The 20260-nt window shown below is 65.6% G+C and carries 20 protein-coding genes; 8 read left to right on the top strand and 12 right to left on the bottom strand.

All coding sequences use genetic code 11. The annotated features are described in order from the left end of the window. The first annotated feature begins 61 nt into the window (after nt 1–61). Both AB5K84_RS00680 and AB5K84_RS00675 read left to right on the top strand, forming a co-directional pair. On the top strand, nt 62–1237 hold the full coding sequence (locus tag AB5K84_RS00680; RefSeq protein ID WP_011083523.1) for a CoA transferase: 1176 nt from the start codon (nt 62–64) through the stop codon (nt 1235–1237). Further along, a complete protein-coding gene (locus tag AB5K84_RS00675; protein WP_011083524.1) occupies nt 1234–2181 on the top strand; it encodes a hydroxymethylglutaryl-CoA lyase in 948 nt (315 codons plus the stop codon). Before AB5K84_RS00680 ends, AB5K84_RS00675 begins: the two co-directional genes overlap by 4 nt. A 178-nt stretch (nt 2182–2359) precedes the next feature. Here AB5K84_RS00675 and nikR read toward each other — a convergent pair whose 3' ends face one another. Both nikR and AB5K84_RS00665 read right to left on the bottom strand, forming a co-directional pair. Continuing rightward, the gene (gene nikR / locus AB5K84_RS00670) at nt 2360–2806 is read right to left on the bottom strand and encodes a nickel-responsive transcriptional regulator NikR (RefSeq protein WP_011083525.1); all 447 of its coding nucleotides are present in this window, start codon (nt 2804–2806) and stop codon (nt 2360–2362) included. Nucleotides 2807–3014: 208 nt separating this feature from the next. Continuing rightward, entirely contained in the window at nt 3015–5480 is a 2466-nt protein-coding gene (locus AB5K84_RS00665; protein ID WP_063921601.1) for a heavy metal translocating P-type ATPase, read from the bottom strand. Nucleotides 5481–5554: 74 nt separating this feature from the next. On the opposite strand from AB5K84_RS00665, the gene AB5K84_RS00660 reads away from it, so the two are divergent. Then, nucleotides 5555–5830: a metal-sensitive transcriptional regulator gene (locus AB5K84_RS00660; protein ID WP_011083527.1), complete on the top strand. Its 276-nt coding sequence runs from the start codon at nt 5555–5557 to the stop codon at nt 5828–5830. Nucleotides 5831–6009: 179 nt separating this feature from the next. Here AB5K84_RS00660 and AB5K84_RS00655 read toward each other — a convergent pair whose 3' ends face one another. Further along, nucleotides 6010–6993 (bottom strand): YiiX/YebB-like N1pC/P60 family cysteine hydrolase, encoded by a 984-nt coding sequence (locus AB5K84_RS00655; protein ID WP_011083528.1) that lies wholly within the window; start codon nt 6991–6993, stop codon nt 6010–6012. A 192-nt stretch (nt 6994–7185) separates the two neighbouring features. On the opposite strand from AB5K84_RS00655, the gene AB5K84_RS00650 reads away from it, so the two are divergent. Beyond that, nucleotides 7186–8574 carry a flavin monoamine oxidase family protein gene (locus tag AB5K84_RS00650; RefSeq protein WP_011083529.1) on the top strand — a complete coding sequence of 463 codons (1389 nt, stop codon included), beginning with the start codon at nt 7186–7188 and terminating at the stop codon, nt 8572–8574. A gap of 167 nt (nt 8575–8741) precedes the next feature. Here AB5K84_RS00650 and AB5K84_RS00645 read toward each other — a convergent pair whose 3' ends face one another. Genes AB5K84_RS00645 through pheS form a run of 3 tightly spaced genes read right to left on the bottom strand, consistent with a single transcriptional unit; the run spans nt 8742 to nt 13053 of the window. Next, entirely contained in the window at nt 8742–9512 is a 771-nt protein-coding gene (locus AB5K84_RS00645; RefSeq protein WP_011083530.1) for a sulfite exporter TauE/SafE family protein, read from the bottom strand. A gap of 53 nt (nt 9513–9565) precedes the next feature. Further along, nucleotides 9566–11974, bottom strand: coding sequence for a phenylalanine--tRNA ligase subunit beta (pheT, locus tag AB5K84_RS00640; protein ID WP_011083531.1), 2409 nt, complete (start codon nt 11972–11974; stop codon nt 9566–9568). Beyond that, a complete protein-coding gene (pheS, locus tag AB5K84_RS00635; RefSeq protein WP_011083532.1) occupies nt 11971–13053 on the bottom strand; it encodes a phenylalanine--tRNA ligase subunit alpha in 1083 nt (360 codons plus the stop codon). Before pheS ends, pheT begins: the two co-directional genes overlap by 4 nt. Before the next feature lie 150 nt (nt 13054–13203). Between pheS and AB5K84_RS00630 the strand changes: the two genes are divergently transcribed. Further along, nucleotides 13204–13617 (top strand): hypothetical protein, encoded by a 414-nt coding sequence (locus AB5K84_RS00630; RefSeq protein ID WP_038965146.1) that lies wholly within the window; start codon nt 13204–13206, stop codon nt 13615–13617. A gap of 32 nt (nt 13618–13649) precedes the next feature. Here AB5K84_RS00630 and rplT read toward each other — a convergent pair whose 3' ends face one another. Continuing rightward, nucleotides 13650–14009, bottom strand: coding sequence for a 50S ribosomal protein L20 (rplT, locus tag AB5K84_RS00625; protein WP_011083533.1), 360 nt, complete (start codon nt 14007–14009; stop codon nt 13650–13652). Nucleotides 14010–14089: 80 nt separating this feature from the next. Further along, the gene (rpmI, locus tag AB5K84_RS00620; RefSeq protein ID WP_008539890.1) at nt 14090–14290 is read right to left on the bottom strand and encodes a 50S ribosomal protein L35; all 201 of its coding nucleotides are present in this window, start codon (nt 14288–14290) and stop codon (nt 14090–14092) included. Between the two features lie 273 nt (nt 14291–14563). Here rpmI and AB5K84_RS00615 point away from each other — a divergent pair, with 273 nt between their 5' ends. Beyond that, nucleotides 14564–14971 carry a hypothetical protein gene (locus AB5K84_RS00615; RefSeq protein WP_028172475.1) on the top strand — a complete coding sequence of 136 codons (408 nt, stop codon included), beginning with the start codon at nt 14564–14566 and terminating at the stop codon, nt 14969–14971. Nucleotides 14972–15033: 62 nt separating this feature from the next. Here the strand turns inward: AB5K84_RS00615 and infC are convergent, their stop codons facing one another. Further along, the gene (infC, locus tag AB5K84_RS00610; protein ID WP_011083535.1) at nt 15034–15573 is read right to left on the bottom strand and encodes a translation initiation factor IF-3; all 540 of its coding nucleotides are present in this window, start codon (nt 15571–15573) and stop codon (nt 15034–15036) included. 249 nt (nt 15574–15822) lie between these two features. Here infC and AB5K84_RS00605 point away from each other — a divergent pair, with 249 nt between their 5' ends. Then, nucleotides 15823–16635, top strand: a complete 813-nt coding sequence (locus AB5K84_RS00605; protein WP_011083536.1) for an alpha/beta hydrolase — start codon at nt 15823–15825, stop codon at nt 16633–16635. A gap of 155 nt (nt 16636–16790) precedes the next feature. After that, nucleotides 16791–17258 (top strand): nuclear transport factor 2 family protein, encoded by a 468-nt coding sequence (locus AB5K84_RS00600; RefSeq protein ID WP_038965148.1) that lies wholly within the window; start codon nt 16791–16793, stop codon nt 17256–17258. A gap of 147 nt (nt 17259–17405) precedes the next feature. Here the strand turns inward: AB5K84_RS00600 and AB5K84_RS00595 are convergent, their stop codons facing one another. The 3 genes from AB5K84_RS00595 to AB5K84_RS00585 form a co-directional block, all read right to left on the bottom strand. Further along, a complete protein-coding gene (locus AB5K84_RS00595; protein ID WP_063921367.1) occupies nt 17406–18203 on the bottom strand; it encodes an acyl-CoA thioesterase domain-containing protein in 798 nt (265 codons plus the stop codon). A gap of 171 nt (nt 18204–18374) precedes the next feature. Next, nucleotides 18375–19553 (bottom strand): tRNA epoxyqueuosine(34) reductase QueG, encoded by a 1179-nt coding sequence (queG, locus tag AB5K84_RS00590; protein WP_011083539.1) that lies wholly within the window; start codon nt 19551–19553, stop codon nt 18375–18377. After that, a complete protein-coding gene (locus AB5K84_RS00585; protein ID WP_011083540.1) occupies nt 19502–20194 on the bottom strand; it encodes a glutathione S-transferase family protein in 693 nt (230 codons plus the stop codon). The genes queG and AB5K84_RS00585 overlap by 52 nt, the downstream gene beginning before the upstream one ends. Nucleotides 20195–20260 lie beyond the last annotated feature (66 nt).

Here is a 20260-nt window from a genome sequence, read left to right as displayed (position 1 = left end):
TATATTTTTCAGAAGGCTTGTGAAGGCCTAGTCTCCCGGTTGGACGAACAGGGAGTGACGCATGACTGAGGCCGGATTGCCGCTCGAAGGCGTGCGGATCGTCGAGATGACCCACATGGTCATGGGTCCGACCTGCGGCATGATCCTCGCGCAGCTCGGTGCCGAGGTGATCAAGGTCGAGCCGCCGTCCGGCGACAAGACGCGGAGCCTTGGCGGCATGGGAACGGCGTTCTTCCCGCTGTTCAATCGCGGCAAGCGCAGCGTCGTGCTGGATTTCGAGAAGCCTGGGGATCGCGACAGCATGCACCGTCTGCTCGCGACGGCCGATGTGTTCCTGGAAAACTTTCGCGATGGCCAGCTGGAGAAGCAGGGGTTAGGTGCCGAGGAATTGCGCCGCCGGCATCCGCATCTGATCATCGCCGGCCACAAGGGCTTTCTGTCCGGCCCCTACGAGCATCGCCCCGCGCTCGACGAGGTCGTGCAGATGATGTCGGGGCTCGCGGCCATGACCGGCACCAAGGAGAAGCCGCAGCGCGTCGGCTCCTCCGCCAACGACATCATGGGCGGCATGTTCGGCGTGATCGCGATTCTCGCCGCGCTCTATCAGAAGCGCGGAGGCAAGCGCGACGGCGCCGACATTCGCATCGGCCTGTTCGAGAACTGCCTGTTCCTGGTCGCCCAGCACATGGTCGAATACGAGATGACCGGCAACAAGCCGCGTTCGATGCCCGAGCGCGAGCACGCCTGGCCAATCTACGACATTTTCGATGCCGCGGACGGCGAGCGCATTTTCATCGGCGTCGTGACCGAGGGGCACTGGCAAAGCTTCTGCCGGGAGTTCGGCCTGACCGAGTTTCTCGAAGATCCCGCCTTGCGCACCACGACCGACCGTATCCTGGCGCGGCCGCGAATCCTTCCGCGCGTCGCCGAGATCATCCGGCAGCGGAACGTGGCAGAGCTGTCGCAGAAGCTCGACGCGCTCAACATCTGCTTTTCGCCGATCAACCGGCCCGAGGATCTCCTCACCGATCCCCATGTGCTGCGCCCGGGCGGGCTCGTCAGCAATTTCACGGCCGACGGTAAGCCGTTCCATGTGCCGGCTCTGCCGGTCGAGTGGAACGGCAGCCATCTCGGTGAAGGCCTGAAGGTCGCACCGCTCGGCGCCGACACATCGGCGGTTCGTGCCGAGATCGACAAGGATGACATCGCGTCAAAAGCCGCTGGGAGGCCTGCATGAGCCGGATCGAGACGATTTACCCCTCAGATCGCGTCAGCCTGCGCGAGGTGGGCCTGCGCGACGGGCTCCAGCTCGTGAAGAAATTTCCGTCAACCGAGGCCAAGCAGCGCTGGGTACGCGAGGAATATGCCGCCGGCGTGCGGCACTTCGAGGTCGGATCGTTCCTGCCGGCCAAGACCTTCCCGCAATTCGTCGACGTGCGCGATGTCATCGGGGCGGTCGCGAACCTGCCGGGCGCTCATGGAATCGCGCTTGCACTCAACGAGCGCGGCGTCAACGAAGCCCTCGAATCCGGTGTTGGCGAAATCGCGTCGGTGGTCTCGGCCACGGAAGAGCACAGCCAGGCCAACGCCCATCGCTCGCGCGACTCCGCGATCGCCAATGTCAGGCGGCTCTGCGAGATGCGCGACGCCAGCTCCCACAAGCCGCTCGTGAATGCCGCGATCTCGATGGCGCTGGGCTGCTCGATCACCGGCGCGGTTGATCCGGCCGAGGTCTTGCGGCTGGTCGACAAATGCCTTGAGGCCGGCGTCGATTTCGTCGCGATCGCCGACACCGTCGGCTACGCGGGCCCGAAGCAGGTCGCCGAGCTGTCGCGCGCCGCGGTCAAGCTCGCAGGACAAAAGCCGATCTGCATCCACCTCCACGACACCCGCGGCATGGGCATCGCCAACGCCGCGGCTGCACTGGACGAGGGCGTGCGCATTCTCGACGGATCGCTCGGCGGCCTCGGCGGCTGCCCCTTCGCGCCCGGCGCGACCGGCAATGTCGTGTTCGAGGATCTCGTGTTCCTGTGCGAGAGCAAGGGATTTGCGACGGGGATCGACCTGGAGAAGCTGGTCGGTGTGCGCAGGATCTTGCGCGACGAGATGCCGAACGAAACGCTGTATGGCGGCGTCGCGCGGGCGGGCCTGCCGTGCGGGACGGTGGCGAAAGCGGCGTGAGCTTTTTTTCCTTCTCCCCTTGTGGGAGAAGGTGGCGCGAAGCGCCGGATGAGGGGTTTGTCTCCGCGAGCTCGAAGAGGAGTAGTCGCTGAGACATACCCCTCCCCGTCTCGCCGCTTCGCGGCGAGCCACCCTCTCCCACAAGGGGAGAGGGAGACGCACCGTCTATGCGACGGACTTACTCATGCCTGTGCCCGTGCTTCCGCGCCTTCGCCGGCTTGCCTTCGCCCGTCGGAATCATCACCACGCGCCCATAGCGCACGCCGCGTTCGGCGATGATGTGGTCGGCGAAATGCCTGACCTCGTCGGCCGCGCCGCGCAGTGCCGTCATCTCCATGCAATTGTTGTCGTCGAGATGGACGTGCAGCGTCGCCAGCGCGAGGTCGTGGTGGCCGTGGAATTCCTGCACCAGGCGTTTCGAGAGATCGCGGGCGGCGTGGTCGTAGACATAGACGAGACCGGCGACGCAGGGGCCGGTCTGCGCCGTGTCCTCTGAGGTCTGTTGCAGGCCGGCCCGCGCGAGGTCGCGGATGATCTCGGAGCGGTTCTGGTAGCCGCGCGCCGCCGCCGCGGCGTCGATCTCCGCCAGCAGATCGTCCTCGATCGTGATCGTAATTCGCTGCATCAGGTCCTCTCCGCGCGTATCGCTCCTCTTACCTCGCCCCGCTTGCGGGGAGAGGTCGGAATTCAAGCCTAGCTTGAATTCCGGGTGAGGGGGACTCTCCGCGAGTCCGTCTCTTGCCGGCTGCGTGGTAGCAGCCCCTCACCCCAACCCTCTCAGCGCGAGCGAAGCTCGTCGCGGCCCCGTAAGAACGGGGAGAGGGAGTACGCCCTCACAGCCGGGTCGCACGAAGCCGCAGCGCATTGCCGACGACGCTCACCGAGGACAGCGCCATCGCCGCCGCGGCGATGATCGGCGACAGCAGGACGCCGAAGTTCGGATAGAGGATGCCGGCCGCGATCGGAATGCCGGCGGCGTTGTAGATGAAGGCGAAGAACAGGTTCTGGCGGATGTTGCTCATCGTCGCCTGAGACAGTTTTCGCGCTCGCACGATGCCGGTGAGATCGCCTTTGAGCAGGGTCACGCCGGCGCTCTCCATTGCCACATCGGTGCCGGTGCCCATGGCGATGCCGACTTCGGCGGCCGCTAGTGCCGGGGCGTCGTTGACGCCGTCGCCGGCCATCGCGACGCTGCGGCCGGCCTTTTGCAGCTTTGTCACCACCGCGCTCTTCTGGTCCGGCAGCACCTCGGCTTCGACCTCGGCGATGCCGAGCCGGCGCGCCACCGCTTGCGCCGTGGTGCGGTTGTCACCGGTCAGCATGATCACCTTGATGCCCTCGGCGGCGAGGGCCTTCAGCGCCTCCGGCGTCGAGGCCTTGACCGGATCGGCGATCGCAAACAGGCCGGCGAGCCGGCCGTCGACGGCCATGTTGATCACCGTCGCGCCATCGCCGCGCAGCCGTTCGGCCTCGGTGTCGAGGGCCTTGGTGTCGATCCCGATCGACGACAGGTATCGTGCGTTGCCGAGCACGATGGTCTTGCCGTCGACCTTGCCCGTCGCGCCCTTGCCTGTCGGCGAATCGAACGCCTCGACCTGGCCGAGTGTGAGCTGCTTCTCCTTGGCCGCGCGCACGATAGCGTCGGCCAGCGGATGTTCGCTGGCGCGCTCGACGCTGGCCGCCCAGCGGAGAATGTCGTCGTCGGCAAAGCCGGAAGCCGGCACGATCGCGACGACCTTGGGCTTGCCCTCGGTCAGCGTGCCGGTCTTGTCGACCACCAGCGTGTCGATCTTCTCCATCCGCTCCAGCGATTCCGCGTTCTTGATCAGGACGCCGGCCTGCGCGCCGCGGCCGACGCCGACCATGATCGACATCGGGGTCGCGAGCCCCAGCGCACAGGGGCAGGCGATGATCAGCACGCTGACGGCGGCGACCAGCCCGAAGGCCAGCCGCGGCTCCGGCCCGAACCAGGCCCAGGCCGCGAAGGCGGCGAGGGCGACGACGATGACGGCCGGCACGAACCAGCCGGCGACCTGATCGGCCAGGCGCTGGATCGGCGCGCGCGAGCGCTGCGCATCGGCGACCATCTGCACGATCTGCGACAGCAGCGTCTCCCGCCCGACCTTGTCGGCGCGCATGATGAAGCTGCCGGACTGGTTGAGCGTGCCGGCGATGACTTTTGCACCGGTTTCCTTGGTGACCGGCATGGATTCGCCGGTCACAAGCGACTCGTCGAGCGAGGAACGCCCCTCCAGGATGACGCCGTCGACCGGCACCTTCTCGCCGGGGCGAACGCGCAAATGCTCGCCGGCATGGAGCGTATCGATCTCGACCTCGTGCTCGCTGCCGTCAGCCTCGACGCGGCGCGCGGTCTTCGGGGCGAGCTGCAACAGCGCCTTGATCGCGCCCGACGTCGCATCGCGGGCGCGCAGCTCCAGCACCTGGCCGAGCAGCACCAGCACGGTGATGACGGCAGCCGCCTCGAAATAGATGGCCACCGCGCCGCCATGGCTGCGGAAGGTGTCCGGGAAGATCTGCGGCACGACCGTGCCGAGGACGCTGTAAATGTAAGCGACGCCGGTGCCCATCGCGATCAGCGTGAACATGTTGAGGTTGCGGGTGACCAGCGACTGCCAGCCGCGGACGAAGAACGGCCAGCCGGCCCACAGCACCACGGGCGTGGCGAAGACGAGCTGGATCCAGTTCGAGAGCGTCTGGTCGATCCAGTTGTGCGGGCCGGCGAGATGGCCGCCCATCTCCAGCACCACGGCCGGCAGCGCCAGCACGCCGCCGATCCAGAACCGCCGCGTCATGTCGGCGAGTTCGGGATTGGGGCCGGCCTCCAGGCTCGCGACCTCCGGCTCCAGCGCCATGCCGCAGATCGGGCAGCTGCCGGGTCCGACCTGGCGGATCTGCGGGTGCATCGGGCAGGTGTAGATCGTGCCCGCCGGCATCTCCGGCTCGCTCGCCTTCTCCTTGGCGAGGTATTTTGCGGGATCGGCGGCGAATTTGGTGCGGCATCCGGCCGAGCAGAAATGGAAGGTCTCGCCGTGATGGTCGAACCGGTGCTTCGAGGTCGCGGGGTCGACCGTCATGCCGCAGACGGGGTCGAGGACTTTCGTCGCGGCGTTGCCTTGGTCATGGGCATGATGATGGGCGTGGCCGGCATGATCGCCGTGTCCGCCGCAGCATGAAGCTGCCGCAGGCTTTTCGTTCGGCGGCGTCGCCGCCTTGCTCGAACAGCCGCATCCGGTGTGACCGTCCGCGTCGTGATGATGCTTGTGCTCGGCGTCGCTCATTTCCATGCTCCGGCTTTGTGCCAGGTCTCGATGTAGGTCTTGCAACCCATACCCGGTAGGGGTATATAGACGGCATGCGCAAGGACATCAAGACATCTGTCGGAAAACGTCTCGGCCGGATCGAGGGCCAGGTTCGCGGCCTGTCGAAAATGGTAGAGGAAGACCGCTACTGCATCGACATCGTGACGCAGATCTCGGCGGTGCGCGCCGCGCTGCGCCGGGTCGAGGAGGAGGTCCTGAAGGACCACGTCGCCCATTGCGTCGAGCACGCCATCACGAGCGGCGACAAGGCCGACCAGCGCGCCAAGATCGCGGAGCTGATGGCGGTGATCGGACGGGCGGAAAGGTAGTTTCGTATTCGCCCGTCATTGTGAGGGGCACGGTATCTCCCCAACGTCGTCCTGGCGAAAGCCAGGACCCACACCGCGGAATCTATCGATCGCGGTCGGCAGCGGTACCGAACGACGAGTCGTCGCCAAACTTCTCCCTGGGGTAATGGGTCCCGGGCTTCGCCGGGACGACGGCGGAGTTAAGCCGCGATCTCGCGCGCCCGTCTGCGGCGCCGCGGGCGGTACATCGCCAGCTTCTTCAGCAGCGAGACATGCGCCGCGGCGGCGGCACATTCGACCATCTCCGCGGGCTGCGCGCTTACTTGCTCAGCCGGAATCTCATCCGGCGCCTCTTCGTCAGCCGCTTCAGGAACGAGCGGCGGCGCACTGATCGTTTCTGGAAACACACTGAATGTGCCCGCTACCTCCTCGAGCGGCTTCTGCTTGTCGGCCCAGTGCAGGGTGGTGTAGTCGAACCCGTGCACGATGGTGGGTTTGACGACTTCGAAATAGGGCGAGATGTCGAAGTCGCGGGGCATGTAGAGCGAGGAATCGCGGATGTGCAGGATCTCGCGGCGGGCGGCGCGGCTGCCGGCCTTGGTGATCTTGGGCAGGATCGGATAGCGCACGGCGTCGAACGCCTGCGCGATCAGCGCCGAGCAGATGATCTTGGTCGGATCGCCCGAGCCGATCGCGATCATGCGGCGCCGCCAGCGCTGCGGTATCGGCAGCGGAAACAGGAAGCGCATCAGGTCGACGATGTTCTTGGTGTCGTAGCCGAAGCCGATGCGGTTGATCGCATAGCGGCAGACCGTGGTGCGGTCCTCATGGGACAGCCCGACCGGGCGGCAGACCCGGGTGTGATAGGGGAAGTATTTCGACAGCGGCGCCGAGGTGACGCCTTCGCCGATATTGGCCTCGATCAGCACATGCGGCTCGCCGCTAGGCTCTTCCGCACCCTCGATCGGGCCGACATAGAGCGCGGCATGCGACCAGGTCGACTGCGTCAGGTATTTGATGATGCCGGAGATGCGGTTGTTGCCCTCGACCAGCAGCACGTCGCCGGGCTCGATGACGCCGCGCAGGTGCTCGGGGTCGCTCGGCGTGAACGGCTCATAGCCCGGCACCTCCTTCGAGAGGTACGCGGCAATCAGCTTGCCGACTGAATCTAGGACCGTCCCCATGTCGAGCTCCCCCGCGGCCTTTTCCGGCCGCCTTTTTTCCCTTCTCTATCATGGTCGAAACGTGTTGCAATTCGGTTCATCACTCTGTGAGATCAAGCACGATTGATTCACCATGATGGTTGCCGTGCAACATGAGATACGGCAAGGTTCGCTGGCTGTTCCCGTTTGCCGCAAGTCTCCGGAAACCATGACATGACAATCACGCGCCGCGGTTTCCTTTCGGCGTCGGCGGCCTTTGCCGCGATGCCGGTCCTGCGCGCAACCGCCGCACCCCTGCCGCGCGAGGCTGACATCGTCGTGATCGGCGCGGGGGCCGCCGGAATTGCCGCAGCGCGGCGCATCATGGCGGCCAATCGCAAGGTCGTGGTGGTCGAGGCGGCATCGCAGATCGGCGGCCGCTGCATCACCGATACCACGACCTTCGACGTACCGTTCGATCGCGGTGCGCGCTGGATGCATAATCCCGAGACCAATCCGATGATCCGGCTGGCGCGCAGCGCGGGCCTCGACGTGCTGCCGGCGCCATCGGGCCAGAAGATGCGCATCGGCCGCCGCAACGCGCGCGCCGGCGAGACCGAGGAATTCCTGGCGGCGCTGGTGCGCGCCAACCGCGCCATCGACGAGGCCGCGCGTGGCAAGCTCGATACCTCCTGCGCCTCCGTGCTGCCGAAGGATCTCGGCGACTGGGCGGGTGCGGCCGAGTTCATGCTGGGCGCGAGCTTTGCCGGCAAGGACCTGAAGGAGCTTTCTGCGATCGACAAGGCGCGCGCGCAGGACCGCAATGCCGCGATCGCCTGCCGTCAGGGCCTGGGTACGCTCATCACGAAGCTCGGCGAGCAGGCGCCGGTCGCGCTGTCGACGCCGGCAAGCCGCATCAGCTGGAGCAATCGCGACGTCAGTGTGGAGACGCAGGGAGGCAAGATCGCCGCGCGTGCCGCCATCGTCACGGTCTCGACCAACGTGCTGACCGCGGGCGCGATCAAGTTCGCACCCGATATTCCCAAGCGCACGTTGGACGCGGCGTCAAAGCTCAGCCTCGGCAGCTACGACCACATCGTGCTGCAGCTGCCGGGCAATCCGCTTGGTCTTGCGCGCGACGACATCCTCATCGAGCAGAGCAATTCGACGCGCACCGCGCTGCTGTTCGCCAATATCGGCGGCTCCTCGCTGTGCTCGATCGACGTCGGCGGCTCGTTCGGCCGCGATCTGTCGGAGCAGGGCGAAAAGGCGATGGCGGCCTTCGCGAAGGAATGGATCGCAAAGCTGTTCGGCAGCGAGGCCGCGGCCATCGTGCAGAAGACCAGCGCGACGCGCTGGAATGCCTCGCCCTTCGTGATGGGCGCGATGTCGGCGTCCTCGCCCGGCGGTCAGCTCTCGCGAAAGATCCTGACCGAGCCGATCGGCAATCTGTTCCTCGCCGGCGAAGCCACCCACGAGACGCTGTGGGGCACCGTCGACGGCGCCTGGGAAAGCGGCGAGCGCGCCGCGGACGCAGCGCTGCGCAAGATCGGCGCGCTCAAGGACGAGCCGGCCGATGTGCCGACGCAATCGACGAAGAAGCGGCGGGCGCCGCGCCAGTAGGGGAATTGATCCAGCTGTCGTCCTGGACAAGCGCAGCGAAGCGGAGCGCAGATCCAGGACCCATTACCCCAAGAAGTAGTTTGGCGAAGACTCGGAGTGACCCGCTCGCATTACAAGCGTTGACCGGGGTAATGGGTCCTGGCTTTCGCCAGGACGACATTGGGGAGTTAGCGCAAAATCCCATCCAGCGCCGGCAGCCCAAAAACAACCGCCATCGCGATCAGCACGTAGCAGATGCCGCGAAATACTTTTTCGCTGGCGCGGCCGAACAGTGAGGCGCCGAATGCGACGCCGATGGCGTAGACCGGACCGACGATGAGCGAGAGCATCAGCGATTCGCGGCTGATCAGGCCTGTCGTCGCGTAACTGACCATCGAGAAGAAATCCGACGCGCCGAAGAACAGCAGGATGTTGGCGCGCGCGACGATCGATGCGATCGGGCGGCCGAGCCAGTAGCCGACGATCGGCGGCCCTCCGGTCTGCGCGAGGCCGCTGCAGAAGCCCGAGAGGCCGCCGATGCCGACCGAGAGCCAGGCGTGGTCCTCGCCGCGATAGCGCCAGCCCGACAGCAGCAGCAGCAATAGCGCGGCGACGAAGCTGGAGATGATCCAGCGCGTGGTGACGGGCTCGAGCACGCTGAGAAAATAGGTGCCTATGGGCACGCCGATCAGCGCGCCGAGCACGATCACGGCCGTGGCCTTGCGGTCGGCCTTGCGCCACGCGTCGGGCAGCAGCGGCAGCGCTGCGACGAAATCGATCACGAGCAGCAGGGCGGCAACGAGCCGCGGCGCCGCGAAGCTGCTCGCCAGCGGCATGAAGATCAGCGCCGAGCCGAAGCCGGAGAAGCCGCGCGCGGTACCCGAGACGAAAGCGACGGCGCAGAGCGCCATCGCAATGGTGAAGCTGACGTCCTTGGGGAGGAAGTCCGTGAGACTCATGCTTTATTTCTGGAGCATGATGTTGTCCGAAAACCGCTTCACACTTTTCGGCATCATGCTCTCAGCGTGCCGCCGGTCTTCTTCGTCACCTCCGCCACGACCTTCGCGGCGACGGCCTCGATCTCCTGGTCGGTCAGGGTCTTCTCGCGCGGCTGGATCGTCACCGCGATCGCGATCGACTTCTTGCCGTCATCGATGCCCTTGCCCTCGTAGACGTCGAACACGTTGACGCCGGTGATCAGCTTCTTGTCGACGCCTTGCGCGGCGCGCACGATGTCGCCGGCCTTCACGGTGCGGTCGACGATGAAGGCGAAGTCGCGCGACACCGGCTGGAAGGCCGACAGCTCGATCAAGGGCTTGGCGCGGGTCGGCCTCTTCTTGGCCTCGGGGACGCGGTCGAGGATGACCTCGAACACCATCAGCGGACCGTCGGCGCCGAGCGCTTCCAGCGCGCGCGGATGCATCTCGCCGAAATAGCCGAGCACGTTCTGCGGGCCGATCTGGATCGTGCCGGAACGCCCAGGATGCAGCCAGCCGGGTCCACCGGCCACGATCTGGAGCGCCTGCATCGGCGCGCCGGCAGCGGCCAGCACCGCCAGCGCATCGGCCTTGGCGTCGAACAGGTCAGCCTGCACCGAGCCCGACCAGTGCCGTCCGAGACCCTCGGACGAGGCAAAGCCGCGGCGCACGCCGCTCGCCGCCATGAACTGATCCTGCGGGCGATCGCCCTTGAACACCTGGCCGACCTCGAACAGCGCGACATCGCCGAAGCCGCGATCGGCATTGGCCTGCGCCGCCGCGATCAGGCCCGCCAGCAGAGTCGGGCGCATGTCGGAGAGATCAGATGCGATCGGGTTGGCGACTTCGAGTTCGCGCTGGCCGCCGCCGAACAGTTTTGCCGCAGACTTCGTGATGAACGACCACGTCACCGCCTCGATGATGCCACGGCTCGCGAGCGCGCGCCGCGCGCGGCGGGTGCGGAGCTGGAGCGGGGTCAGCACCGGTTTGCGCGCATCATCGCCGCGCTCGAACGGCGTCATCGGCACCTTGTCGACGCCGTAGATGCGGACGATCTCCTCGACGATGTCGGCCTTGCCGTGCACATCGGTGCGCCACGAGGGCACCGCGACCTTCACCACGGGACCCGGGCCCGCCATCATGAAGCCGAGATGGGTCAGGATGCGCTTCATCTCCGGCTGCGGCACCTCGATGCCGGACAGGCGCTTGACCTCGGTCACCGGGAAATCGATCACGCGGTCATCGCCGAAGGCCTTGCCGACCACGACGTTCTCGGACGGCGCGCCGCCGCACATCTCCATCACCAGCTTGGTCGCGAGCTCCAGCCCCGGCACCATGAAGGCCGGATCGACGCCGCGCTCGAAGCGATAACGTGCATCGGAATTGATGCCGAGCTTGCGGCCGGTCTGGGCGATGTTGATCTCGTTCCACAGCGCGGACTCGATCAAGACATCGGTGGTGTTCTCGTCGCAGCCGGAGGCCTCGCCGCCCATGATGCCGGCGAGCGATTCGACGCCGTGCTCATCGGCGATCACGCAGGTCGCGGGATCGAGATTGTAGGTGCGGCCGTCGAGCGCGAGCAGCGTCTCGCCGTCGCGGGCGCGGCGCACCACGAGATTGCCCTTCACCTTCCTGGCGTCGAACACGTGCAGCGGGCGCGCGCGGTCGTAGGTCATGAAGTTGGTGATGTCGACCAGCGCGTTGATCGGACGCAACCCGATCGCCGTCAGCCGCTTCTGCAGCCATTCCGGCGACGGGCCGTTCTTGACGCCGCGCACGAGGCGAAGCGCGAAGCCCGGACAGAGCGTGGCGTCCTCGACCGTCACCTTCACGGGACAAGGGAATTCGCCCTTGACCGGCTTGATGGTCGGGTCCTTGAACTTGCCCATGTCGGCGGCGGCGAGGTCGCGCGCGATGCCGTGCACGCCGGTGCAGTCCTGCCGGTTCGGCGTCAAATTGATCTCGACCACGGGATCGCCGAGCGCGGCCCATTCGGCGTAAGCAGCGCCGATCGGCGCGTCCGCCGGCAATTCCATGATGCCGTCATGGTCATTCGAGATCTGGAGCTCGGCCGCCGAGCACAGCATGCCGCGGCTCTCGACGCCGCGGATGGTGCCGACGCCCAGCGTGATGTCCTTGCCCGGAATGTAGGTGCCAGGGGCCGAGAACACGCTGACGAGACCCGCGCGCGCATTCGGCGCGCCGCACACGACCTGCACCGGCGCGCCACCGTCGCCGGTGTCCACCATGCAGACGCGCAGGCGATCCGCATTCGGATGCTGCTCGGCCGAGATCACCCTCGCGATGGTGAAAGGCTTCAGCGCCTTCGCCTTGTCCTCGATGTTCTCGACCTCGAGCCCGATCATGGTGAGCTTCTCGGCGAGCCTGTCCAGCGGCTCGTCGGTCTCGAGATGATCCTTCAGCCAGGAGAGGGTGAATTTCACGAGCTCAGCCCTCCCGCGAGAGTCGGCACTTCGAGCGGCTTGAAGCCGTAATGGGACAGCCAGCGGACGTCGCTGTCGAACAGCTGGCGCAAATCGGCGATGCCGTATTTCAGCATGGCGATGCGGTCGATGCCCATGCCCCAGGCGAAGCCCTGGTATTCGTCGGGATCGATGCCGCAGGCGCGCAGCACGTTCGGGTGCACCATGCCGCAGCCGAGAATCTCCAGCCAGTCCTCGCCCTCGCCGAAGCGGATCTCGCCCTTGTCGCGGCGGCACTGGATGTCGACTTCCAGCGACGGCTCGGTGAACGGGAAGAACGACGGCCGGAAGCGCATGTTGATGTGGTCGACCTCGAAGAACGCCTTGCAGAACTCGTGCAGGATCCATTTGAGGTGGCCGAGATGCGAGTGCTTGTCGATGACGAGCCCCTCGACCTGGTGGAATTGCGGCGTGTGGGTCGCATCCGAATCGATGCGGTAGGTGCGGCCCGGGCAGATCACGCGGATCGGCGGCTTCTGGCTCAGCATCGTGCGCACCTGCACCGGCGAGGTGTGGGTCCGCAGCAGCATGCGCGAGCCGTCCTCCTTCGGATGGAAGAAGAAGGTGTCGTGCATCTCGCGCGCGGGATGGCCTTCCGGGAAGTTCAGCTTGGTGAAGTTGTAGTCGTCGGTCTCGATGTCGGGACCTTCGGCGACTGAGAATCCCATGTCGGCGAAGATCGTCGTCAGCTCGTCCCAGACCTGGCTCAGCGGATGGATGCGGCCGGCATCGGTCGGCGCCTCGCGCAGCGGCAGCGTCACGTCGATGGTTTCGGACGCGAGCCGCGCATCGAGCGCCGCCGACTTCAAGACGTCGCGCCTTGCTGCGAGCGCCTCGGTGACCTTGTCCTTGGCCTGGTTGATCGCGGCGCCCTGCGTCTTGCGGTCGTCCGGCGACATCTTGCCGAGCGTGGCAAGCAGCGCGGAAATCGAACCCTTCTTGCCGAGGGCTGCGACGCGTACCGCTTCGAGGGCGGCTTCGTCGCCGGCGGCGGCGACCTGATCGAGGATGGATGTTTCGAGCGTTGCGAGGTCGGACACAGTCAAATCCTTGCTGCTAAATTCGGCTGGGTTGTCGCCGCCGGAAGGCCGTAACGTCAAGCGAAAAGCCGGTCATTTCGGGCTGAAGAACGGCTGGGTTGAACCTCGCGCGGGGCGCTGGCACCAAGGGGGATACGAGGAGACTTCGTGATGCTCTCAAGGTCCTGCCTGGCCATTCTGGCCGTCGTTCTATCGATTGCCGGCACCCCGGCACGCGCCATGGTCTGCATGGAGAAGTCCATGACGCTGGACGAGGTCGTCGACACCATCAACGCCCAGAAGGGCTGCGAAAGCGCGATGAAGGTGTTTCAGGATTGCCAGTTGACCGCGAGCGGCGATGTCCAGCTCGGCGCCGCCGTCGAGAAGAAATGCGAGGCGGATTTCATGCCCGGCCTCAACGCTGCGCAGAAACAGGCCTATCAACGCGAGATGCGCGTCTGCGACCGAAAGTACCGGAATAAATCCGGCACCATGTATCTGTCGTTCGCAGCATTCTGCCGGGCGGAGGTCGCCCAGCGTTACTCGCAACGCGCGCTGCAGGCTGCGGGCCCCAAGAACCGCTAGTCAGGAATCGTTAGGCCCGCGCGCGAGAGACCTCAGGCCGCGAGCGCGGCCTTGGCCTTCTCGGCGATCGCCTGGAACGACGCGGGCTCGTTGATCGCGAGATCCGACAGCACCTTGCGGTCCACGGTGATGCCCGACTTGGCGAGACCGTCGATAAATCGGCTGTAGGTCAGGCCGAATGGACGCACAGCGGCGTTGAGACGCTGGATCCAGAGCGCGCGGAACGTCCGCTTCTTGCGCTTGCGGTCGCGGAAGGCGTACTGCTGGGCCTTCTCCACGGCCGGCTTGGCGGCGCGGATGGTGTTCTTGCGGCGGCCGTAGAAGCCCTTGGCGGCCTTGTAGACTTTCTTGTGCTTGGCGTGGGCGGTCACACCGCGTTTGACGCGAGACATGACAAAAATCCTTCAGAGATGACTTGGTTTTCGGATCGCCGCGGAAGGCGCGGCTGAGGTGGCAGTGATCGTGGACGCGATCAGGCGTTCGGCAAGAAGTACTTCTTGACGTTGTCGCCGTCGGTCTTGAACAGCACGCGGGTGCCGCGAAGCTGACGGATCTGCTTCTTCGTCCGCTTGATCATGCCGTGACGCTTGCCGCGCTGGGCGTGCATCACTTTGCCGGTGGCAGTCACCTTGAAGCGCTTTTTAGCGCCCGATTTGGTCTTCAGCTTGGGCATTTGGCTCTCCTAATGGCCACAGAAATCCGCCCGCGAAGGCGGCTGGCCGTCAAAAATGCTCGTTAGAGCGTTGATTGTGCTCAGGTTTCTACGAACAAGCGCGAAACCCGCACGAAACACCGCCACGGCAGCCCTTAATCAGCCGGGCGATGAAGGCTGGGCTTATGCCAGAGCGGGAGCCGATTGGCAACGATGAACCGCCGAAACCCGCCCGCCGACTATCCGGAGTTGCTATCCTCATGTCCAAGCCGTGTCGCCTGGAGCAGGACCAAAATGGCCCATTTCTCGCAATTAATCCCGCAATTTGTCCCGCAATTTACCCGCCCGCGCCGCCTGGCGCTGCTTGCCGTGCTCGCCGCCGCTGCGCTGCCGTCCACCGCCGATGCCCGCGCCGGCGGCTATGACGGCATCTGGAACGTCACCTTCGCCACCACCCGTGGCAATTGCAGCTCGGGCTACAGCGTCCCCTTCACCGTGACCGGCGGCCGCGTCTCGTCAGCCGGCGGCGGCCGCGTCTCGGGCAGGGTCAAGCGCTCCGGCATGGTGGCGGTCTATGTCTCCGTCGGCGCGTCCCATGCCAGCGGCGGCGGCCGGCTTGCCGGCGTAAACGGCGCCGGCTCGTGGCGCGGCATCATTTCCGGCGACCAGTGCAGCGGCACCTGGCACGCGACGCGAAGCTGACACACAAACGGCCCGCCGGAGATCCGGACGGGCCGTTAACTCTCAATCCCAAATAACTGGCGTCAGCGCGGCGCCAGCACCATGACGACCTGACGGCCTTCGAACCGCGCGTCCTGCTCGACCTTGGCGAGCTCGGCGACGTCGGTCTTGATCTTGTCCAGAAGCTTGGTGCCGATCTCCTGGTGCGCCATTTCACGGCCGCGATAGCGCAGCGTGATCTTGACCTTGTCGCCCTCTTCGAAGAACCGCTGCATCGCGCGCATCTTCACGTCGTAATCGTGATCGTCGATCATCGGGCGGAGCTTGATCTCCTTGATCTCGACGGTCTTCTGCCGCTTGCGGGCTTCGGCGGCTTTCTTCTGAGCGGAATACTTGTACTTCCCGTAGTCCATGATCTTGCAGACGGGAGGGCTGGTATTCGGCGAAATCTCGACCAGATCCATGCCAGCTTCCTGGGCCATCTTGATGGCGACGACGGTCTCGACCGTGCCTTTGTTGTCACCGGTCTGATCGATCAGCTGGATCTGCGCATTGCGGATATCATCATTGATGCGCGGCCCGTCTTTGCTGGCAGCGGGCGGAGCTTTATTAGGACGGCGAATGGGTGGTTCTCCAAAGTTGTGAAAGAAGCGGCTATTTTGAAGGAAGATGCGTTTGCCGGCAAGCAAGTCGCGTACGCGAAGCGAAAAACCCTCAAATGCGAGGCATTTTGGACACGCCCCCGGGCACGCTGACCGACATAGACACCTTGCCTCTGTTCCGCAAGCGTCCCAAAGGGCCAATGCCGGTGTCCGGCGGCACCACGGAACACGCCCAGGCAGCTCAAACCACACAGCCAGAGTAAACGTTCCATGACCGATGCAATTCCCGATACCGTGCTCGATTTCATCGATGTGGGCGAGGGCGCGTCCGCGCGCAGGATCGCGGTGCGCCGCCGCGCCGGAAAGGGCCCCGGCCTCGTCTGGCTCGGCGGGTTCAAGTCGGACATGCAGGGCAGCAAGGCGCTGGCGCTGGACGCCTGGGCTGGGGATCACGGCCGCGCCGCGGTCCGGTTCGACTATTCCGGCCACGGCGAATCGGGCGGCGATTTCGCCGACGGAACCATCGGGCGCTGGCTGGAGGAGAGCGTCGCGGTGTTCGAGCGGTTCTGCGACGGCCCGCAGATCCTGATCGGCTCCTCCATGGGCGGCTGGATGGCGCTGCTGCTCGCGCGCGAGATCAGGAAGCGCCAGGAGAACCGGCAAGAGAACCAGCAAGAGAGCGCGTCGCTCGCCGGCCTCGTGCTGATCGCGCCGGCGCCCGACTTCACCGAGGAGCTGATGTGGAAGAATTTTCCGGCTGCGGTGAAGAAGGAGATCGAGACCAAGGGCGTCTGGCTGCGGCCGTCCGAGTATGGCGACGGCTCGCCCTATCCGATCACGCGGAATCTGATCGAGGAGGGCCGCAACCATCTCGTGCTCGGCGGCGCCATCGATCTCGGCTGTCCCGTCCGCATCCTGCAAGGCGCACAGGACCCTGATGTGCCCTGGCAGCACGCGTTCGCGCTGACGCACCGTCTGCCGGCCGACGACGTCGTGCTGACCCTGATCCAGGATGGCGACCACCGCCTCTCGCGCCCGCAGGACATCGCGCGCATTCTTGCCGCGGTGGCCGAGATCGGGTGACATGTCGTCGTCGCTGTCATTGCCCGCCTTGTGCGCAATTGCGCACTGGGGCGGGCAATCCAGTATTCCAGCAGCCGTTGTGCTTGAACCGAGAAGCCGCGGCGTACTGGATGCCCCGCCTGCGCGGGGCATGACGGAGAATGGGAGAAGCGCCGATGACCACCACCGCCATGCTGCGCGCCTTCTGCGACGCTGTCGAACAGCGCAACGGCCGCGCGTTTGCCGATCTCTTCATCAAGGACGGCGTCTATCACGATGTCTTCTACGGCGCGTTCGCAGGCCGCGAGAAGATCGCCGCCATGATCGATGACTGGTTCTATCGCACGGCGACCGACTTTCGCTGGGACATGCATGATCCCGTAACCGACGGCACCACGCTCTATGCGCGCTACACTTTCAGCTATCGTTCGACCTTGCCGGAAGCGAGCGGCGCGCGTGCGATGTTCGAAGGTGTCGCGGTCATGACGCTAAAGGGCGGCAGGATCGCGAGCTATCACGAGGTCGCCAACACCGCGCCGGCGTTCGTCGATTTGAAGTTCGCGCCTGAAAGAATTGCGAAGATCGTCACCAGGCAGGGCGCGGAGCTCAAGGCGCGGCCGGAGATGAAGCGGCATCTGGCGTAGGCGCGACTCTCTCCTCTCGTCATTCCGGGGCGCGCCACTTGGCGCGAGCCCGGAATCCATTTCGCCTCTCGGCCTGCGGCTCGATGGATTCCGGGTCTGCGCCTGACGGCGCATCCCGGAATGACAAAGTCGAGAGACCTCGTATCTCTACCGCTTCGACGGATTCGCCATCGGCTTGCGCTGTGCCAGCGCGGCGACGGTGGCCGTGCCGATCGGGCCCTGTTCGTCGTAGAGCCAGCATTCGCCGATCGCGACGCCGTCGGTGGCCTGGTGGTTCACCACGTCGAAGCCGATCCAGTTCGTCACCGGCAGGCGGTGCAGATAGATCGTCACGTCGCTGTTGATGTAGCCGAGCCCCTGGTCGCCGGCGTTGGCAAAGGGGCTGGCGAAATCGGCGCCAACAGCGACATGCACGAACGGCGTCATCGGCACGCCGGCAACGAGCTCGCGCACCTCGCTCATCCAGAGCCGGCGCGGACCGAGCGAGCCCATATGGCCGACGATCGGCCGCGTCGTCCATTTGCCGTGCATGCCAAGCCTGGGATCGGTCGGCTTTGGAATGTCGGCCGGTTTCGGCACGTCCCAGTTCGGCGGCGACCAGACATTGCCATCAGGGTTCTGCGTCTTGCGCAGCAGCTGGCAGGAGGCGCGCGCCATGCCGACGCCGCCGGAGACAAATTCCGCCTCGACCACGCGGATGCGCAGGCCGTCACGCACGAGCCGCGTCGTCACTTCGATCGGCTTGTCGATCGTCGGCAGCCGAAACATGTCGACGGTCAGCCGCGCCGGCACGAATTCAGGGCCGGAATGGCGTTCCTCGATGGCGAAGCCGAGCAGGCCGACGATGACGCGTCCGTGCAGCGATTTCGGATCCCACGGGCCATTGGCGACTTCCGTCGGATGGAATGTATCGCCGTCGCGGGTGAAGAAAGGCATGTCTGTCATGACGCGCGACCTTGAAGGAACGCGCGGGGAAATCAAGGGCGCCCGTTCTCCTCGTTCTCCGCTGTCATCGCCCGCGAAGGCGGGCGATCCAGTACTCCGAGACGGTTGTGGTTCAATCGATAGGCCTCGGCGTACTGGATGCCCCGCCTTCGCGGGGCATGACACCGAGAATTAGGTGGCGAGGTCCCACTCCTCACGCACGCCTTCGTCGTGCTCGTTGCCCATCGCGACGGATCTCATCGCCTCAAACGCATCCCGCGCCACCAACTGCGCCAGCGCCCACACCGCAGCACCGCGCACCAATGCGCTCTCATCCCCCAGCAATCGCCGCGCCTCCTCGGCCAGCGCCGCTTCTCCCGAGTTGCCGATCGCGATCAGCACGTTGCGCAAGAAGCGATCGCGGCCGATGCGCTTGACCGGCGACTTCGTGAACAGCGCACGAAACGCCGCATCATCGAGCCGCGCCAATTCGGCGAGGCCAGGCGCACGCAATTCGTCGCGCGCGGCGAGCTTGGCCTCGCGTCCCGCTTGCGCAAACTTGTTCCAGGGGCAGGCGGCGAGGCAATCGTCGCAGCCATAGATGCGGTTGCCGATGGCTTTGCGAAATTCGCGCGGGATCGCGCCCTTGTTCTCGATGGTGAGATACGAGATGCAGCGGCGCGCATCGAGCTTGTACGGCGCGGGGAACGCCGCGGTTGGGCAGATGTCGAGACAGGCTTGGCACGAGCCGCAATGATCGATCTCGGCAGCGTCGCGCGGCAAGTCGAGCGTGGTGTAGATCGCGCCGAGGAACAGCCAGGAGCCGAACTCGCGCGAGACGAGATTGGTGTGCTTGCCCTGCCAGCCCAGATGCGCGGCCTGCGCCAGCGGCTTTTCCATCACCGCGGCGGTGTCGACGAACACCTTCACTTCCGACGGTGCGGCCGCGACCAGCCAGCGCGCCAGCGCCTTCAGGCGCTTCTTGACCAGATCGTGATAGTCGTCTCCCTGCGCATAGACCGAGATCGCCGCGCGCGTGCGCTGCTCGAGGATCGCGAGGGGATCGGCGTCGGGGCCGTAATTGACGCCGAGCATGATGACGCTGCGCACGTCCTGCCACAGCCCGCGCGGATCGACGCGGCGCTCCGGCTGTGCTGCGAGCCAGTCCATGTCGCCATGGCCGCCCGAGGCGATGAATTCGAGGAAGTGTTTTCCGGCCGTCTCGATCGTGCCGGGCTCGGTCACGCCGATGCAGTCGAAGCCGAGCGCCTTTGCCTCGGTCGTCAACTTCGCCTTCAGTTCAGACAGATCGGCAGAGCTCAGAAATCCAGGTCCACATAGGTCCGCGACGCCGGCACGCCGGCGAGCCATTCGCTCAGCAGCGGGCGGAACGACGGGCGGGATTTCACCCGCGCGTACCACGCCTTTGCCGCGTCGTCCTCGCTCCATGGCACGTCGCCCAGATAGTCGATCGCCGAAAGATGCGCCGCGGCGGCGAGATCCGCGTAGGTGAGCCGGTCGCCGGCGAGGAAGTTACGCGTCTGCGCCAGCCAGCCGATATAGGCCAGATGATAGCGCACATTCGCCTTGGCGGCGCGCATCACGTCGGCCGAGGGCGCGCCGCCGCCGTTCTCCTCGCTCATGAAGCGCTTGTAGATGCGCTCGGTGACGAGCGGGTGGGAGACCTCCTCGAAGAACTTCTCGTTGAACCAGGCCATCAGCCGGCGCACTTCGACGCGTTCGGGAAGCGTCTCCGGCATCAGGCGCTTGGGTCCCATCCCCGCGCCGTAGGCCTCGTCGACATATTCGGCGATGATCGCCGCGCCCGGTATCGGCGGCTGTTCCTCGTCCACCAGGACCGGCGTGGTGCCGGCGGCATTGAGCAGCAGGAATGCCTCGCGCCGTTCCCAGCTGCGCTCTTCGACCAGCTTGAGGTCGAGCCCGTATTCGCCCGCGATCAAGCGGATGAAGCGCGAATGCGGACAGAACGGATGATGAAACAGCGTAAACATGAAGCCTTTGACTATTTGATGGTGCTTAAGAATCCATCAATGTTTGTGCGGCGCCACACTAGTCCT

The sequence above is a fragment of the Bradyrhizobium sp. 1200_D9_N1_1 genome (assembly GCF_052075915.1).
GTDB lineage: Bacteria > Pseudomonadota > Alphaproteobacteria > Rhizobiales > Xanthobacteraceae > Bradyrhizobium > Bradyrhizobium diazoefficiens.
The sequence above is the reverse complement of the archived record's forward strand: the minus strand, read 5'-3'. Positions and strand labels throughout refer to the sequence as shown.

Excerpts from the sequence above, each read along its gene's own strand:
- rplT (WP_011083533.1), bottom strand. The coding sequence starts at position 14,009 with ATGTCTCGCGTCAAACGCGGTGTGACCGCCCACGCCAAGCACAAGAAA.
- queG (WP_011083539.1), bottom strand. The coding sequence starts at position 19,553 with ATGGCTCGCCGGCGTGCCGGCGTCGCGGACCTATGTGGACCTGGATTT.
- AB5K84_RS00605 (WP_011083536.1), top strand. The coding sequence starts at position 15,823 with ATGACCGATGCAATTCCCGATACCGTGCTCGATTTCATCGATGTGGGC.
- AB5K84_RS00680 (WP_011083523.1), top strand. The coding sequence starts at position 62 with ATGACTGAGGCCGGATTGCCGCTCGAAGGCGTGCGGATCGTCGAGATG.
- rpmI (WP_008539890.1), bottom strand. The coding sequence starts at position 14,290 with ATGCCCAAGCTGAAGACCAAATCGGGCGCTAAAAAGCGCTTCAAGGTG.
- AB5K84_RS00665 (WP_063921601.1), bottom strand. The coding sequence starts at position 5,480 with ATGAGCGACGCCGAGCACAAGCATCATCACGACGCGGACGGTCACACC.
- AB5K84_RS00660 (WP_011083527.1), top strand. The coding sequence starts at position 5,555 with ATGCGCAAGGACATCAAGACATCTGTCGGAAAACGTCTCGGCCGGATC.
- AB5K84_RS00615 (WP_028172475.1), top strand. The coding sequence starts at position 14,564 with ATGGCCCATTTCTCGCAATTAATCCCGCAATTTGTCCCGCAATTTACC.
- AB5K84_RS00585 (WP_011083540.1), bottom strand. The coding sequence starts at position 20,194 with ATGTTTACGCTGTTTCATCATCCGTTCTGTCCGCATTCGCGCTTCATC.
- AB5K84_RS00600 (WP_038965148.1), top strand. The coding sequence starts at position 16,791 with ATGACCACCACCGCCATGCTGCGCGCCTTCTGCGACGCTGTCGAACAG.
- AB5K84_RS00595 (WP_063921367.1), bottom strand. The coding sequence starts at position 18,203 with ATGACAGACATGCCTTTCTTCACCCGCGACGGCGATACATTCCATCCG.
- AB5K84_RS00675 (WP_011083524.1), top strand. The coding sequence starts at position 1,234 with ATGAGCCGGATCGAGACGATTTACCCCTCAGATCGCGTCAGCCTGCGC.
- AB5K84_RS00650 (WP_011083529.1), top strand. The coding sequence starts at position 7,186 with ATGACAATCACGCGCCGCGGTTTCCTTTCGGCGTCGGCGGCCTTTGCC.
- AB5K84_RS00655 (WP_011083528.1), bottom strand. The coding sequence starts at position 6,993 with ATGGGGACGGTCCTAGATTCAGTCGGCAAGCTGATTGCCGCGTACCTC.
- AB5K84_RS00645 (WP_011083530.1), bottom strand. The coding sequence starts at position 9,512 with ATGAGTCTCACGGACTTCCTCCCCAAGGACGTCAGCTTCACCATTGCG.
- nikR (WP_011083525.1), bottom strand. The coding sequence starts at position 2,806 with ATGCAGCGAATTACGATCACGATCGAGGACGATCTGCTGGCGGAGATC.
- AB5K84_RS00630 (WP_038965146.1), top strand. The coding sequence starts at position 13,204 with ATGCTCTCAAGGTCCTGCCTGGCCATTCTGGCCGTCGTTCTATCGATT.